The sequence below is a fragment of the Archangium violaceum genome, assembly GCF_016859125.1.
GTDB classification, from domain to species: Bacteria; Myxococcota; Myxococcia; order Myxococcales; family Myxococcaceae; genus Archangium; species Archangium violaceum_A.
Genome location: NZ_CP069338.1, coordinates 8,319,112 through 8,332,591, shown reverse-complemented (window position 1 = coordinate 8,332,591; position 13,480 = coordinate 8,319,112). Strand labels below are relative to the sequence as shown.

10 protein-coding genes are annotated in these 13,480 nt (G+C 69.9%); 5 read left to right on the top strand and 5 right to left on the bottom strand.

Features of this window, described 5'->3' with window-relative positions; all coding sequences use genetic code 11:
- Nucleotides 1–7: 7 nt before the first annotated feature.
- The 4 genes from JQX13_RS35685 to JQX13_RS35670 all read right to left on the bottom strand — a co-directional run bounded on the left by JQX13_RS35685 (nucleotide 8) and on the right by JQX13_RS35670 (nucleotide 7,458).
- Complete coding sequence (locus JQX13_RS35685; protein ID WP_203403910.1) at nucleotides 8–2,230, bottom strand: TonB-dependent receptor plug domain-containing protein; 2,223 nt, start codon at nucleotides 2,228–2,230, stop codon at nucleotides 8–10.
- A gap of 169 nt (nucleotides 2,231–2,399) precedes the next feature.
- Entirely contained in the window at nucleotides 2,400–3,308 is a 909-nt protein-coding gene (locus JQX13_RS35680) for a PhnD/SsuA/transferrin family substrate-binding protein (protein WP_203403909.1), read from the bottom strand.
- Nucleotides 3,305–5,842 (bottom strand): tetratricopeptide repeat protein, encoded by a 2,538-nt coding sequence (locus JQX13_RS35675; protein WP_203403908.1) that lies wholly within the window; start codon nucleotides 5,840–5,842, stop codon nucleotides 3,305–3,307. The genes JQX13_RS35680 and JQX13_RS35675 overlap by 4 nt, the downstream gene beginning before the upstream one ends.
- A 5-nt stretch (nucleotides 5,843–5,847) precedes the next feature.
- A complete protein-coding gene (locus JQX13_RS35670; RefSeq protein ID WP_203403907.1) occupies nucleotides 5,848–7,458 on the bottom strand; it encodes a SpoIIE family protein phosphatase in 1,611 nt (536 codons plus the stop codon).
- A gap of 337 nt (nucleotides 7,459–7,795) precedes the next feature.
- Here JQX13_RS35670 and JQX13_RS35665 point away from each other — a divergent pair, with 337 nt between their 5' ends.
- From JQX13_RS35665 to JQX13_RS35650, 4 genes are all read left to right on the top strand, one after another.
- A complete protein-coding gene (locus JQX13_RS35665) occupies nucleotides 7,796–9,118 on the top strand; it encodes a chloride channel protein (protein WP_203403906.1) in 1,323 nt (440 codons plus the stop codon).
- A gap of 241 nt (nucleotides 9,119–9,359) precedes the next feature.
- A complete protein-coding gene (locus tag JQX13_RS35660; RefSeq protein ID WP_430384111.1) occupies nucleotides 9,360–10,367 on the top strand; it encodes a thiamine pyrophosphate-dependent dehydrogenase E1 component subunit alpha in 1,008 nt (335 codons plus the stop codon).
- A 3-nt stretch (nucleotides 10,368–10,370) separates the two neighbouring features.
- Nucleotides 10,371–11,426 (top strand): alpha-ketoacid dehydrogenase subunit beta, encoded by a 1,056-nt coding sequence (locus JQX13_RS35655; RefSeq protein ID WP_203403905.1) that lies wholly within the window; start codon nucleotides 10,371–10,373, stop codon nucleotides 11,424–11,426.
- A gap of 117 nt (nucleotides 11,427–11,543) precedes the next feature.
- Nucleotides 11,544–12,035: a GNAT family N-acetyltransferase gene (locus JQX13_RS35650; RefSeq protein ID WP_239014051.1), complete on the top strand. Its 492-nt coding sequence runs from the start codon at nucleotides 11,544–11,546 to the stop codon at nucleotides 12,033–12,035.
- Nucleotides 12,036–12,071: 36 nt separating this feature from the next.
- On the opposite strand, the gene JQX13_RS35645 is transcribed toward JQX13_RS35650, so the two are convergent.
- Nucleotides 12,072–12,434 carry a TIGR02266 family protein gene (locus tag JQX13_RS35645; RefSeq protein WP_239014050.1) on the bottom strand — a complete coding sequence of 121 codons (363 nt, stop codon included), beginning with the start codon at nucleotides 12,432–12,434 and terminating at the stop codon, nucleotides 12,072–12,074.
- Nucleotides 12,435–12,599: 165 nt separating this feature from the next.
- On the opposite strand from JQX13_RS35645, the gene JQX13_RS35640 reads away from it, so the two are divergent.
- The gene (locus tag JQX13_RS35640; protein ID WP_203403904.1) at nucleotides 12,600–13,463 is read left to right on the top strand and encodes a hypothetical protein; all 864 of its coding nucleotides are present in this window, start codon (nucleotides 12,600–12,602) and stop codon (nucleotides 13,461–13,463) included.
- Nucleotides 13,464–13,480: the final 17 nt, after the last annotated feature.

Sequence of the window (13,480 nt, the reverse complement as noted above, 5' to 3'; positions counted from 1 at the left end):
TGGCGACTCAGTACTGGAACTTGACCTCGCTGAATACACTCAGCGGGGGCGCGGGGAATCCGTGGGACTCCTCATACTTCGCGTTGAAGAGGTTGGAGCCAAGCACCGATACCGTCAGCCCCTTCGTGACATTGGCCCCCACGCGCGCGGTGGCGGTGAAGTAGCCGGGCAGCTTCACCTGCTCGAGCTCACCCGTGTCGGAATTCTCCAGGAACCCCGGATCGAAGCGGTCCCCCACGTAGATGGCGTACAGCTCGGCGAAGGCGAACTTGCCGAAGTTGGTCCGGCCGCGCGCGTACACGCGGTGCTGGGGCGCGTAGTCCAGCGGGCGCTCCGGCCGGCCCTCGAAGGCGAGCGCGCGCGCGTTCAGGAACTGGTACGACACGTCGAACGACGAGTTGATGGCCGCCACCTGCGCCGCCGCCTCCAGCTCGAAGCCCGCCACACGCGCGTCACCCACGTTCTTGAACTGCGACGTGGAGCCGAAGAGGAGCTCCTGGTTGATGAAGTTCTTGGCCAGGTTGTAGAAGCCCGTGCCCGTCATGCGCACCGTGCGGTCGAACGGCCAGAAGTCGATCGACGCCTCGAAGGTGTCCAGCGTCTCGGCGTTCAGGTTGCCGTTGCCCAGCAGCGTGGCCGCGTACATCTGCTGGTTGATGGCCAGCTCCGCCAGCGTGGGGGCGCGGAAGGCGCGGCCGTAGTTGGCGCGGAAGGACAGATCCGGCCGGGCGTGGAACACCACGCTGGCGCGCGGGGAGATCTGATCCGTGCGTGCCTGCCAGACCGTCTCCGGAATCATGTACTTGTCGTAGCGGGCACCCGCGCTGAGCACGAGCTGGCTGACGGGCCGGAACTCGGCGTCGACGAAGCCGCCGAGGATCTGCTGCCGCGTGTCGTCCAGCGACAGGCCGGGCAGCACGTTGGGGTTGTTGACCAGGTCGTTCTTGTAGTCACCGCCGAAGGTGACGGTCAGGTCACCCAGAGAGAGGAGCGCGCGAGCCTCACCGCCCAGCCGGCGGCGCTTGCCCAGCGGCGCCTGGGGATTGCCCTCGTCGAAGGCGTTCTCCATCTCCACCTGGCGGCGCTTGAAGAGGGTGTACGCCTGGGCGAACACGCGCAGGTTGTCGGACACCTGCTGGTCGAACTGCGCGCTCGCGTTGAAGTTCTGCACCTTCTCGACGTCGTCGGGCGTGTAGTGGCAGCGGCCGCAGTTGCCCACCGTGGAGATCTGGTGGCCACCGGGGCGGCCGAGCTCGGCGGTGGTGAAGTCGGCGTCCAGCCGCAGCCCCTTCACCTGCACCTTGCCGCTCACCTGGTGCACCAGCGAGTCCTCGTTGGTGTCCACGAGGTTCTGCCGCGGATCATTGAAGAGCTGGGGGCCGTCCGAGCCGAAGCCGTAGTAGTTGACGAGCGCCTCCACCGGTCCGCCCCGGCCCGCCGCAGTGGCCTGGGCGCGCCAGGTGCGATCCTGGCCCGCGAGCAGCCGCGCGTCCGCGCCCCAGTTCCGCCCGTCCTGCATCAGGTCCGAGGGCTGGCGCTCGATGATGTTGATGACGCCGCTGAAGGCGTTGGAGCCGTACAGCGAGGAGCCGGGGCCCCGGATGACTTCGATCTGCTTGAGGTTGCTCAGCGGCGTGGTCTCGTCCGCGTAGAACTGGCCCGTCCAGGGGTCCGTCAGCGGCCGGCCGTCCTTGAGCAGCAGGAGCCGGTTGGAGAGGTAGTTGGAGCCCAGGCCGCGCGCGCTCACCGCCGCCTTGCGCATGGAGCCCCGCCGGCACTCCATGCCGGGGAAGTACTGGATGGCCTCGCACAGGGTGAACTGGCCGGTGCCCTCCAGCTCCTCGGCGGGAATCCAGGAGATGGTCATCGGCACGTCCGCGATGCGCTGGCTGCGCTTGGAGGCCGTGGACACCACCGCCTCGCTGAGCAGCTGCTGCACGGACTCCTCCAGCGAGGAGTCACTGGTAGCGGAGAGCGGATCCGGAATGTCCACCCCGGCCAGGCCCGAGGGCGGAGGCAGCGGTCGCGAGGTGGACGGACCCGTGAAGGGCGCGCGCTGGGGGACGTTCGACGTGGAGGGAGGCGGCAGCGGCAAGGGCTTGCGCGCCGTCGGGACATCCGCCGCCTGGGCGGTGGGCCCGCTCTTCGTCTGCGCCGCCCCAATTCCAGAGGCGAGGCCACACATCAGCCCGACGAGGGCCGGGAGCCAAGCGATTCGAGTCGAGTGCATCGTTCTCTACGTCCCGCGAGGTGAAGGAGAAGCGTTCAGGAGACACCAGGACTGGCCGGGTGGCGCGTTTTCCTGGCGGTCATTGCGTCGGCTGTCGCCGAACGCCCAGGTTGTTGAATTGTGATTACTCTAACTTTTCAAGAAGGGGAAAGTCGCCCCCCCTTCCCGGTCAGTCATCCGGCTGTTCCGCCGAGACCTCCAGGGCATCGGCGAAGGAAGGAAGAACGGGCTGGAGGGCGGAGGGCTCCATGAGGGCCCTCGTCTCCACGCGCAGTGCGGGCGCCTCCACCAGCACGGGCTGGCGGCGGGGAGGACCTCTCTGGAGCAGCTTGCGGAAGTCCTCCAGCTCCTTGCCCTGCACGGCGACGAAGGCACCGAAGGGGGCCACCGGCTCGAGCTTCTGCAGGTTCTGTGTCAGGTCGTCCGCGTCGCCGCGCATGCCCACGAGGACGGCGCCCGGCACCTTGCTGCTGCGGAAGAGCACCCGGACCCCCTCGGGCACGTGCGCCAGCGGCACCAGCGCGGCCTCGGCGCCCTTGGCCTCCAGCATCTTGAGGGCGGACTCCACGTTGGGCACCGAGGTCAACTTGAAGTGCTTCTTGGCGTCCAGGTCACCGGCCAGCACCACGTTGGTGACGAACCTGGAATCCGTCGCGCCCGCGCCCTTGACGATGGCGAGCCGCTTGCCGGCCAGATCCTTCACCGAGCCCTTCGCGGTGGAGATGATGGCCCAGCGCTGGGACGTCTCACCGGAGAGCGGGGCGAGCGCCACCGGGGTGGCCTTGGCGCCGAGCTGCACCGCGGCCCAGGAGTCCACGACGGCGAAGTCGATGATGCCCTCGGAGACGGCCTTCGAGAAGTCCTCGTAGCGGGCGAAGCTCTTGGCCGCCGTGGCACGACCGGTGGCCGCCGAAAGCTTCGCGGCGAGCGACTCGGCGTACTGGAAGCGCTGCTGACCGTCGGTGAGGGTGGTGGGCAGGAAGACGCCCAGGGTGGCCTTCCTGGCGGCCGCGCCAGCGGCGGGCGCCCACGCGCACACCAGCGCGAGGCCCAGGAGGAACGAGCGGGAGGAAATCATGGCGTGATATCCGAAGCGGTGGCGCTGGAGGGCTCGGGGTTGGAGGTCGGGGCGGGGTTCGCCGGCTCGGACAGGCCGTAGATCATCTGCAGGCGATCCTTCCACTCCCGGACGGCGGCGGCGCGCGGCCCGCCCGAGGCGAGGTAGCGGCGATAGGAATCCACGGCCTCGCCCATCTCGCGGCGGCGCTCCTGGGCGTCGATGCCCAGGTTGAGCGTGGCCTGGGGCACGGTGCCCTCGAGCTTGCGCCAGATGGCCACGGCGTCCGCGGTCTTCTTGCCGCGGTAGGCGACGCAGGCGAGGTTGTGCTGCAGGGCGGCGCTGTCCGGCGAGAGGGCCAGCGCGGCCTTGAGGGCCTTCTCCGCGGCCCTCATGTTGCCGGACGCATAGGCGCGCTCGGCCTCGCGGCGGTGGAGCGCGCTGGTGAAGGCCGCCGTCCATTGCGCCTGCTCGGGGATGGGGCGCTTCGTGGCGGCCGTGAGCGCCCTGCGCGCCTGTGGCAGCAGATCGCGGCGGTAGAGGACGAAGGCGTCGGCGAGCTGACGGGTGTTGGGACGGGCCCACTCGGGCGTGGGGGTGAGCGAGCGCTTGAGGCCCGCGCTCGCTTCCGCGAAGCGGCCCTCCTCCGCCTGGGCGAGCGCCTTGGCGAAGGCGGCCAGACGGCCCAGGCTGGACGAGCCGCCACCGACCCCGGCGCGCTCCGCGGACTCCACGTCCTGGCGGGCGCCCGCGCCGTCACCGGCCTCCAGGCGGGCGAAGGCGCGACGCAGGTGGGCGCGCGAGAGGTTGGCGCGCGTCACCTCGATGGCGCGCTTGGAGGTGCCGGGCTCGGCCAGCCGCTTGAGGGCGGCATCCACCTGCCCGAGCTCCAGCTCCGCGAGGGCCGAGCCGGCGGATACGTCGGCCAGCGAGGCCACGTCCGGGGCCATCCGTCCAGCCGTCTCGAAGGACTCGAGCGCCTCCTTGGGAGCGCCCGCGCCCAGCCGCGCGTAGCCGAGCAGCAGGTGCTCGCGCCAGGCGGCCTCGGGCATCTGCACGCCCTGCTCCATTACCTTGCGGGCCTCGGCGTAGGAGCCCTGCTGAAGGAGGACGGCGCCCAACCGGCGCGCCATGGCGGACGAGCGCTCCAGATCGAAGGCACGGCGCAGGTCGCGCACGGCGTCATCCACGCGCCCGTTGCCGGCCCGATCCCGGGCGCGGTGGGCCAGCGCGCGGGCCAGCCACTTCTTCGCCTCGGCGTGCTCCGGCTCCAGCTTGAGGGCGTGGGTGTAGTCGTCGATGGTCAGGTCCCACTGGCCGGTGGCGAAGTGGTCCGCGCCCAGCAGCACGTAACCGAGCGCCTGCTTGGGGGTCATCTCCAGCACGCGGCGGTGCACTTCCACGGCGCGCGCGTAGCGGCCGGCGCGGCGATTGACGCTGCCGAGCGTGGCCCACAGCTCCAGGCTGTCCGCGCCCGACTGCACGGCGCCCTCCAGGAAGGAGATGGCCTCCTCGTTGCGGCCCTGCTGCTGCAGCGCCATGCCCACGGCGATCTGCGCGGTCACGTCGTTCGGGACCTGCTCCAGCACCTTGCGGTACTCGGTCTCCGCCTCGGCGGGACGGCCCTGGGCCAGCCGCACGTCACCCAGCAGCATGTGCGCCGCCGGCGTGCCGCCCAGCTTCACCAGCGCCAGCGCCTGCACCTCGGCGCGCGGCAGATCCTTCGATTCCAGCAACAGCCGCCCCAGGCGCTCGCGGACCTCGGGCACCTGCGGGAAGCGCACGGTGAGGCCCTCGAGCAGCGCCATGGCCTCGGCCAGCTTGCCTTCCAGCTCCAGCACCGCGCCCAGCCCCATCTGGATGGAGACGGACTCGGCCCGGCCCACCTGGGCCCGCTCGAAGGACAGGCGCGCCGCGGCCGGGTCGTTCCTCAGCAGGTGGCCGCGGCCGAGCAGCTCGTGGATTTGATGGTCGTTGCCGGCGATCCGCTCCGGGCGCTGGGCCAGGTAGGCCTGCAGCTCCGCCACCGTCGCGTCACCATCCATCGCGATGAGGGCGTAGTAGCTGCCCAGGTAGTAGTGGACGAGCAGGTGCTCGGGCTGGTTGGCCACGGTCACCTGCTGCAGCACCGGCACCGCCTCCTCGTAGCGCTTGAGCTTGAAGAGCGAGATGCCCAGCGGATAGGCCAGGTCGAGCGAGTCGCGGTTGGCCGCGTACACCGGGGCCAGGCGCTCGGCGACGCGGGCGTAGTCCTGGAGGGCGAGGCCCACGGCGCCCAGGCCCGCGGCGGCCGGCACGGAGGTCGGCTCGGCGGCGAGCGCCTTCTCGAAGAGCTCCAGGGCCTTGCGGTACTTGGTCTCGGCGCGCTTCTTGTCGCCCGAGGCGGCGGCGGCGCTGGCGTCCACCTGGGCCGACTCACCTTCCCGGACGAGCCGCTGCGACTCGGTCATAGGGGGTGGGCGGTACTGGGCGAACGCGGCCGTTCCGGCGAGCGAATGCGCGACGACGAGGGCCGCGACGAGGCGGCGGACGGGGGGTCGGAAGAGGCGTCTCATGCGACTCATGGGGAGGCGGGGCTGAACTCGGCGACGACCACGGTGATGTCATCCTGCGCCTTGAGGCCGGCGCTGAAAGCACGCGCATCGGCCAGGATGGCATCGCGCAGGGCCTCGGCGGACAGGTGGGCGTTGACCTGGAGGGCGGAGGCCAGGCGCTGGGTACCGTATTGCTTCTGGCTGGCGTCACGGGACTCGGTGAGGCCGTCCGTGTACCACACGATGACGTCACCGGGCCGCAGCTGGGCCTGGCGCGAGGCGTACTGGGAGCTGGCGGAGGCGCCCAGCAGCGCGCCGCGCGCCGGCAGCGAGGCCACCTGGCGGGTATTGCGGTTGAAGACGATGGGGCTGGGGTGGCCGCCGCTCGCGTAGTCGATGACGCCCGTCTGCACGTCGATGACGGCCAGCGCGCTCGACATCTGGTGCTCGCCCCGGCCCACGTGGGCCATGGTGACGTTGAGCGAGGTGATGAGGAGTTGGGCGGAGATCTCCGCGGGCGGGCGCATCGTCATGGCCGCGGCGAAGCCGCTGGTGGCGCTGGTGGCCACCAGGGCGGTGGCGAGGCCGTGGCCGGTGACGTCGCCGATGCCGATCACCACGCGCCGATCATCCAGGGCGGCGCGCGTCCACCAGTCGCCGCCGCACGCGTCCGCGGTGACGACGAGGCCGGCGATGCGCAGCGGGCCCGCCTGGAAGCCCTCGCGGCCGGGAAGGAGCGTCTCCTGCACGGTGCGCGCGAGCGACACGTCGCGCTCGAGCTGGGCCTTGGCGCGCACGTCCTCGAGCAGCACGTTGATGCGCTCGGCCATGTGGTTGAACACCACCCCGAGCGTGGTCACCTCGCGCCCGGCGCCCCGCACCACCTCGGCGCGCGCGCCCAGGTCTCCAGCGGCCAGCTGCATCACCTTGCCGGTGAGCACGCCCAGGGGCCGGGTGATGCGGCGGCTCTGGATGGCCACCAGCACACCGGCCACCAGCAGGAAGCCCACACCCAGTCCGGCCATGGTGGTGGTGTTGCGGCGCAGCGACTCCTGCTTGGACGTCTCCAGCTCGTGGAGCTGCTTCTGCAGGGACTCCAGCGAATAGCTGATGACGACCACGCCCTGGCCGCTCTGGGAGCCGTAGTCGATGGGCTCCTGGTACTCGATGATGGGCTTGCCCTGGTAGAGCGCGCTGGCCCAGCGCCGCTCCGGCTTGCGCTCGGTGGAGGTGCCCAGCTTCGCCTCCGGCGACGAGTCCGCCGCGAGCTGGCTGTCCGCGTCGTAGATCTGCACGCGGAGGATGTTGGGGTTGTCGGCGATGATGGAGCGCGCCACCTCGGAGAGGAAGGCGTAGTTGTTGTCGCGCAGCGAGGTGGCCGAGGTGAGCGACAGGGTATGGCTGAGCGTCTGGCCGAGCTCGGTGGCCTGGTTCTGGACCTGCTCGGTGAAGCGCCCCGACGTCTCCTCGAACTGGGACTTGGTGGACACCCAGGCCACGGAGGCGAGCAGGCCCACGATGACGCCCACCAGCACGCCGGTGGTGACGAAGAGGAGCTGATCCAACCGGAGCCCGCGGATGGCGGCCACATCGGGGAGCTCGCCGGCTTCCAGGGGGGCCACGATGGTGCCCGTCATCTCTGGATAGAGGGGAGAGAGCGTCGTCGAGGTAGTGCCCGCCACACGGGTGGCGGTACCGGTAAGGGTAGACTCCGGATGCTCGACCGGCCCACCAGGGGGGGGTTGGGAGGGCAGAGGGGCGTTGGACAAGGCAGGACTCTGTTCGGCGCTTGGGGGGGAGCGCGACGGCTATCGGACTCTGAGAGGCCGCGACTCTAGCGCACTTTTCCTGCCAGGCGAGTCCCCCCTGTTGGAACACAGAGGGGTGGACTCGCGACGGGTCCGGGCGGAACTTCGCTGGTAGTGAGGTCCTTCGGGATTGACCCGTCCCCCTGGAAACCCTACAGGGCTGGCGGTGTCCCTGAACAAGCGCGCGCGTTCCTTCGGGCAGTGGCTCGCCCTCGGCTCCGTGGTGGGTGCCGTGTGCGGCGTGGCCTCGGCGGTGTTCCTGTATTTGTTGGATCAGGCCACGCACTTCCGGACCTCGCACGAGGCCATCGTCCATACCCTGCCGCTGGCGGGCCTCGTCCTCGGTGCGCTCTACGCCCGATGGGGAAACCCCATCCGGGGCGGTAACAACCTCGTCATCGACACGGTGCACGAAGGTGACAAGCAGATTCCCGTGCGCATGGCGCCCATGGTGCTGCTGGGGACGGTGCTCACCCATCTCTTCGGAGGCAGCGCCGGGCGCGAGGGCACCGCCGTGCAGATGGGGGCGAGCCTCGCCGACGCCGTGGCGCACCGCTTCCGCGTGTCGCCCGACACCCGCCGCGAGCTGCTCGCCGCCGGCATCGCCGGGGGCTTCGGCTCCGTCTTCGGCACGCCCATCGCGGGCACCGTCTTCGGGCTCGAGGTCGTCTGCGTGGGGCGCATGAGCTACGAGGCCCTCGTCCCGGCGCTGGTGGCCTCGGTGGTGGGGGACCTCGTCACCCGCTCGCTCGGCATCCACCACACGGTGTACCCCACGCCGGCGGCGCTGCCCCTCACGCCGGGGGTGCTCGGCAAGTGGCTCGTCTTCGGTGTCGCGGTGGCGGGGGTGGCCGTGGTGTTCGTGGAGCTGGTCCACTTCCTCAAGAAGCGGCTGGAGAAGAGCGTCCCATCCCTCCCCCTGCGCATGGCCCTGGGCGGGGCCCTGATCGTCGTGCTCTGGAAGGGGGTGGGCACGAGCGACTACCTCGGCCTGGGCGTGCCCACCATCGAACGCTCCTTCGTGGACCCCACCCTTCCGTCCGAGGCCTTCGCCCTCAAGCTGCTCTTCACCGCCATCACGCTGAGCGCCGGCTTCCTCGGGGGCGAGGTAACCCCCCTCTTCTTCGTGGGCGCGGCGCTCGGCAACGTGCTGGCCCGGCTGCTCGGTCTGCCGCTGGACCTGGCGGCGGGCGTGGGGCTCGCCGCGCTCTTCGGGGCCGCGGCCAACACTCCGCTGGCCCTGTCCCTCATGGCCGTGGAGCTGCTCGGGGCGGGCGTCCTCCCCCACGTCGTCATCGTCACCGTCACCGCCTACCTCCTCACGGGGCAGCGGGGCATCTACCCTTCGCAGCGCATCGCGCGCCTCAAGCACGGAGGGCCGCTGCTCTCGCGGCTGGTCCCCCTGCGGGACGTGGAGTCCCAGCCCGATCCCCCTCCCGGGGAGCAACCCCCATCGGAGCCACCAGCGACGCGCGAGGGCTCCCGTTAGGAGAGAGACGCGCGGGCCGGTCACCCGCCCCCATCAGCCCGCCTGCTGGCTTCGAACAGCCCTCCCGGCACGTCCGTGTAACGACTCGTGCCAGGTGTGAACGCTTCGTGACGAGGCCTCCGCCTACGCCGCAGCGCGGCATGTCCGATGGACATTTCATCCTCGGGGGCGTTGGAGATTCCGGGGCACCTTTGCGCTATAGGGGGGCCGCCGATTCCCACCCATGACGAGAGAGACGCGCGTGCCAAAACCCCGCCTCCTGAATCGCGAAGAAGACTCGCTTCCGCTCGAGCGGGAGCTCCTGGTCCGGATGCACGACCTGATGGTGAAGGCGCGCGTCCTCGAAGAGCGCCTCATCCAGATGTACAAGCAGGGCCACGGCTACTTCTGGATCGGCGGCCCCGGTGAGGAGGCCTTCAATGTGCCCCTCGGCCTGTTGATGAAGAAGGGCCAGGGCCCGGCCTACGACTACCTGCACGCGCACTACCGCCAGTCAGCCACGATGATGGCGCTGGGCGAGGACCCCATCGGGGCCCTGCGGCAGATGAAGAACGTGGCGTCTGATCCCTACTCCGGCGGCCGCAACTTCGCGGGCCACTTCTCCAAGCGCGAGTGGAACATCGCCCCGGTGTCCTCGCCCATCGAGGTGCAGTACGTGATGGCCCCGGGCACGGCGCTGGCGCAGAAGCGCCACGGCGGCGACGGCATCACCATCGTCACCGGCGGTGACGCGGGCACGGCCGAGGGCGATTTCGCCTCGTGCCTGGTGTGGAGCTCGCGCCCCGGCAACGAGCTGCCCGTGCTCATCATCGTCACCAACAACAAGTGGGGCATCTCCACGTCGGCCGAGGGCCAGCACGGCGAGACGCATGTGGCGGATCGCGGCAAGGCCTTCAACATGCGCACCAAGACGATCGATGGGAACGATCCCATCAACGCCTACCTGGAGCTGCGGGAGGCCATGGAGTACGTGCGCAAGGAGCGCAAGCCGTTCCTGATGGAGGCGATGGTGTCGCGCCTGTACGGCCACTCCTCCGCGTCCGGCGCCAACTTCGTGGGCAACGAGACGGACTGCCTGGCCCTCTTCGAGGAGCGCCTGGAGAAGCACGGCGTCCTCTCGCGCAAGGAGATGGACGACCTGCGCAACCGCTACACCGAGGACATGGCCGCCATGGCCCGTCAGGTCCGCGAGGAGCCGCTGCCGGCCCCCGAGACCATCTGGAACCACATCTTCGCGGAGAGGAAGTAACCCATGGCCAACATGGCACAGGCCGTTCGCATGGCCCTGCACTACGCCGAGGAGCACCTCGGCGTCACCGACATCTTCGGCGAGGACGTGGGTCCGCCCCTGGGCGGCGTCTTCACCGCCACGCAGGGCCTCAAGACGGCGTGGAACTCGCCCCTGGACGAGCGCGGCATCATCGGCATGGCCATCGGTCTGGCCATGGCCGGCTCCAGGCCCGTCGCGGAGATCCAGTTCGCCGACTACATCTACAACACCATCGATCTGCTGAAGATCGCCGGCAACACCTGCTGGGCCACCAACGGGGACTGGAACCTCCCCATGGTGGTGAAGACGCCGGTGGGCAGCGGCATCCGCGGCTCCATCTACCACTCGCACTCCTTCGACGCGACGGCGACCCACATCCCGGGATGGAAGATCGTCATCCCCTCCAACCCGCTGGATGCGTACGGCCTGATGATCTCCGCCTGCCAGGAGATCAACCCCGTCATGTTCCTGGAGCCCAAGGCGCTGCTGCGCATCAAGGGCGAGGAGCGCATTCCGGGAGAGCCGGACGACGAGAAGCTGCTGTCGAAGATGATCGACGCGCCGCTGGGAGACCGCTCGCAGTGGAAGCCGCAGTGGCCGCGGCTCGAGGCCTACGCGGTGCCCATCGGCAAGGGCAAGGTGGTGCGCGCGGGCTCGCAGGTGACGGTGGTGAGCTACGGCCGCACGCTGCCGCTGTGCAAGAAGGCCGCGGACGACCTGGCCGGCGAGGGCGTGGACGCCGAGGTCATCGACATGCGCACCCTGTGGCCGTACGACTGGGAGCTCATCAAGGGCTCCGTGGAGAAGACGGGCCGCGTGCTGTACGTGAACGAGGACACCGAGGTGACCAACTTCGGTGAGCACCTGGTGCGCCGCACGGTGGAAGAGCTCTTCTACAAGCTGATGGCGCCACCCCGGCTGCTGGCCGGCAAGTTCGTGCCGGGCATCGGCCTGGCGGACACGCTGGAGATGGCCTCGGTCCCCCAGCAGGGGGACATCACCGCCGCCATCCGCGCACTGGCGGCCGAGCAGCCCTGAGCCACACACCGCGAGTGGGGATGTAAGCGTAAGCGCGTGGGGGCGGCCCGGATAAACACCCGGAGCCGCCCTCCGCCTTTGCGAGGTTGCCCGCGCCTTGGTTACACTGCGAGGGCCGTGCAATCGACGCCCTCAAGAAACCCTGCCCCGGACGCTCCTCCCTTCCGCATCCGCCGCGCGCGTCGCGGTGATGCCGAGAGCCTGGCCTCCCTTCTGCGCGAAATGGGCTATGCCCACGGCTCGGATGCCCAGACGGTCCATTGGGTCATCAGCCATCCGGAGATTGAAATCTTCGTGGCGGCGGACCCGCAGGATCGGCCCGTGGGCATGGTGTCGCTGTCGCACCGGCCGCAGCTGAGGCTGCGTGGGCGCATCGCCACGGTGGACGAGCTGGTGGTAACGGAGACCTGGCGGCGGCGCGGCGTGGGCCGGGCGCTCATGCAGCAGGTGCTCGAGCGCTGTGGCGCCCGGGCGTTGAGCGTGAAGCGGCTCGAGGTGAGCGCCTACGCCCTGGTGGAGCTGCGGGACTTCTACGAGGCCTGCGGCTTCGTGCAGGTGGACAACCTGGTGATGCGCCACGCCGACCTGGAACGGCAGCACGGCCAGTAGCGCACCACCCGGCGGGGCCATGATGGCCCCGCCTCTTCAGCGCTTGAAGCTCGTCACCACGCGCTGCAGGCGGGCCTGGTCCACCTCGGAGACGTCGACGAAGCGCACGCCGATGGCCTCTGCATCATCACGCACCCACGAGATGATGCCCTCGAGGTCGAAATCCTCACCGCTCACGGTCATCTGAAGGCGCACACGCGAGCCCACGTCGTAGGAGCGGCGCGTGCGCAGGCACAGCCCTCCCGCCGACAGGTTGAGCGAGTACGCGCGAAGCGCTCGCGCGGCATCCTGAGCTTCCTGGAAGCGCACGTCGAAAGTCGCCGTCACCCTCTCGTGAGTCCTCCGGTTGGCCTGCATCACCGCCGGGGACTCCGCAGCTTCGGCCGTCTTCATGGTCATGCGCACTTGCTTCCCTCGGGAGTGTTTCTCAAGGACTTCGTGACAGCCACAAGTGTCCGCTGTCACCCACGTCCTGTTCAAGGGGGGCCCGTTTCTCCCCGAACGTCTTATTAGTCCCGTTCGTGAATGCAGTGGGGGACAGGAATGCGGGCGAATGTTCTTCTAGTGAGCAGTGTCCTCGTCGTGGGGCTGATGGTTGGAGCGTGCCGCAACGGCAACGGCAACACGGGGGACGCGGGGAGCGACTCGGGGCTCTCCAACGGTGGGCGTGATGGAGGCGGAGGGACGACACCGGATGGGGCTGGGGGCGAGACGCCACAGGTCTGCGACGTGGCGCGTCAGCAGGGCTGTGCCGCGGACGAGCTCTGCTTGCGAGGCCTGCTGGAGGGAGGTGGTCAGGGAAACCGCTGCTTCCCCGGTGAGTGCGATCTGGTGGCGCAGAACTGCCCCGCGGGCAACAAGTGCACCTACGTGCGCCAGGGGAGCGAGACGACGCGCCGCTGCGTGCCGGACGGGACGGTGACGGAGGGCGGGGCCTGCGAGAGCACCACGCAGCCAGGGGGCGACATCTTCTACGACACGTGCAAGGCGGGGCTGTACTGCACGGATCAGACGGGGCCGGACGGGGGCACCACGTTCACGTGCCAGAAGTTCTGCTACGGGAACGAGCAGTGCACGGCACCGCGAGCCTGCGTCGAGGTGCTGCGCTTCACGGGCTCGGATGAATTGCCGAGGGTCTGTGGGGAAGCGGGGTCTGGGTGCGATCCGCTGGCGCAGGGCTGCGCGAGCTCGCTGGGGTGCTATCCCACGCCCGGGAGCGGCGCGGTGTGCGTGACGGCGGGCACGGTGGAGGACGGGTCGCCCTGCGCGTACTCGAACGACTGCAAGCCCGGGAGCGCGTGCGTGAAGGACGGAGCGGGACTGGTGTGCCGCAAGCTGTGCCGCGCTCCATCGGGAGAGCCCGGCTGCGCGAGCGGACGCTGCGAGCCGCTGCAGGACTTCGCGGGAGTGGGGGCCTGCGTGCGGTAGTCGCGAGGCCCGACGGA

What these genes read in the sequence shown, in the direction of transcription:
- JQX13_RS35655 (WP_203403905.1), top strand. Translation starts at nt 10,371, where the DNA reads ATGGCCAACATGGCACAGGCCGTTCGCATGGCCCTGCACTACGCCGAG.
- JQX13_RS35645 (WP_239014050.1), bottom strand. Translation starts at nt 12,434, where the DNA reads ATGACCATGAAGACGGCCGAAGCTGCGGAGTCCCCGGCGGTGATGCAG.
- JQX13_RS35685 (WP_203403910.1), bottom strand. Translation starts at nt 2,230, where the DNA reads ATGCACTCGACTCGAATCGCTTGGCTCCCGGCCCTCGTCGGGCTGATG.
- JQX13_RS35675 (WP_203403908.1), bottom strand. Translation starts at nt 5,842, where the DNA reads ATGAGACGCCTCTTCCGACCCCCCGTCCGCCGCCTCGTCGCGGCCCTC.
- JQX13_RS35680 (WP_203403909.1), bottom strand. Translation starts at nt 3,308, where the DNA reads ATGATTTCCTCCCGCTCGTTCCTCCTGGGCCTCGCGCTGGTGTGCGCG.
- JQX13_RS35670 (WP_203403907.1), bottom strand. Translation starts at nt 7,458, where the DNA reads ATGACGGGCACCATCGTGGCCCCCCTGGAAGCCGGCGAGCTCCCCGAT.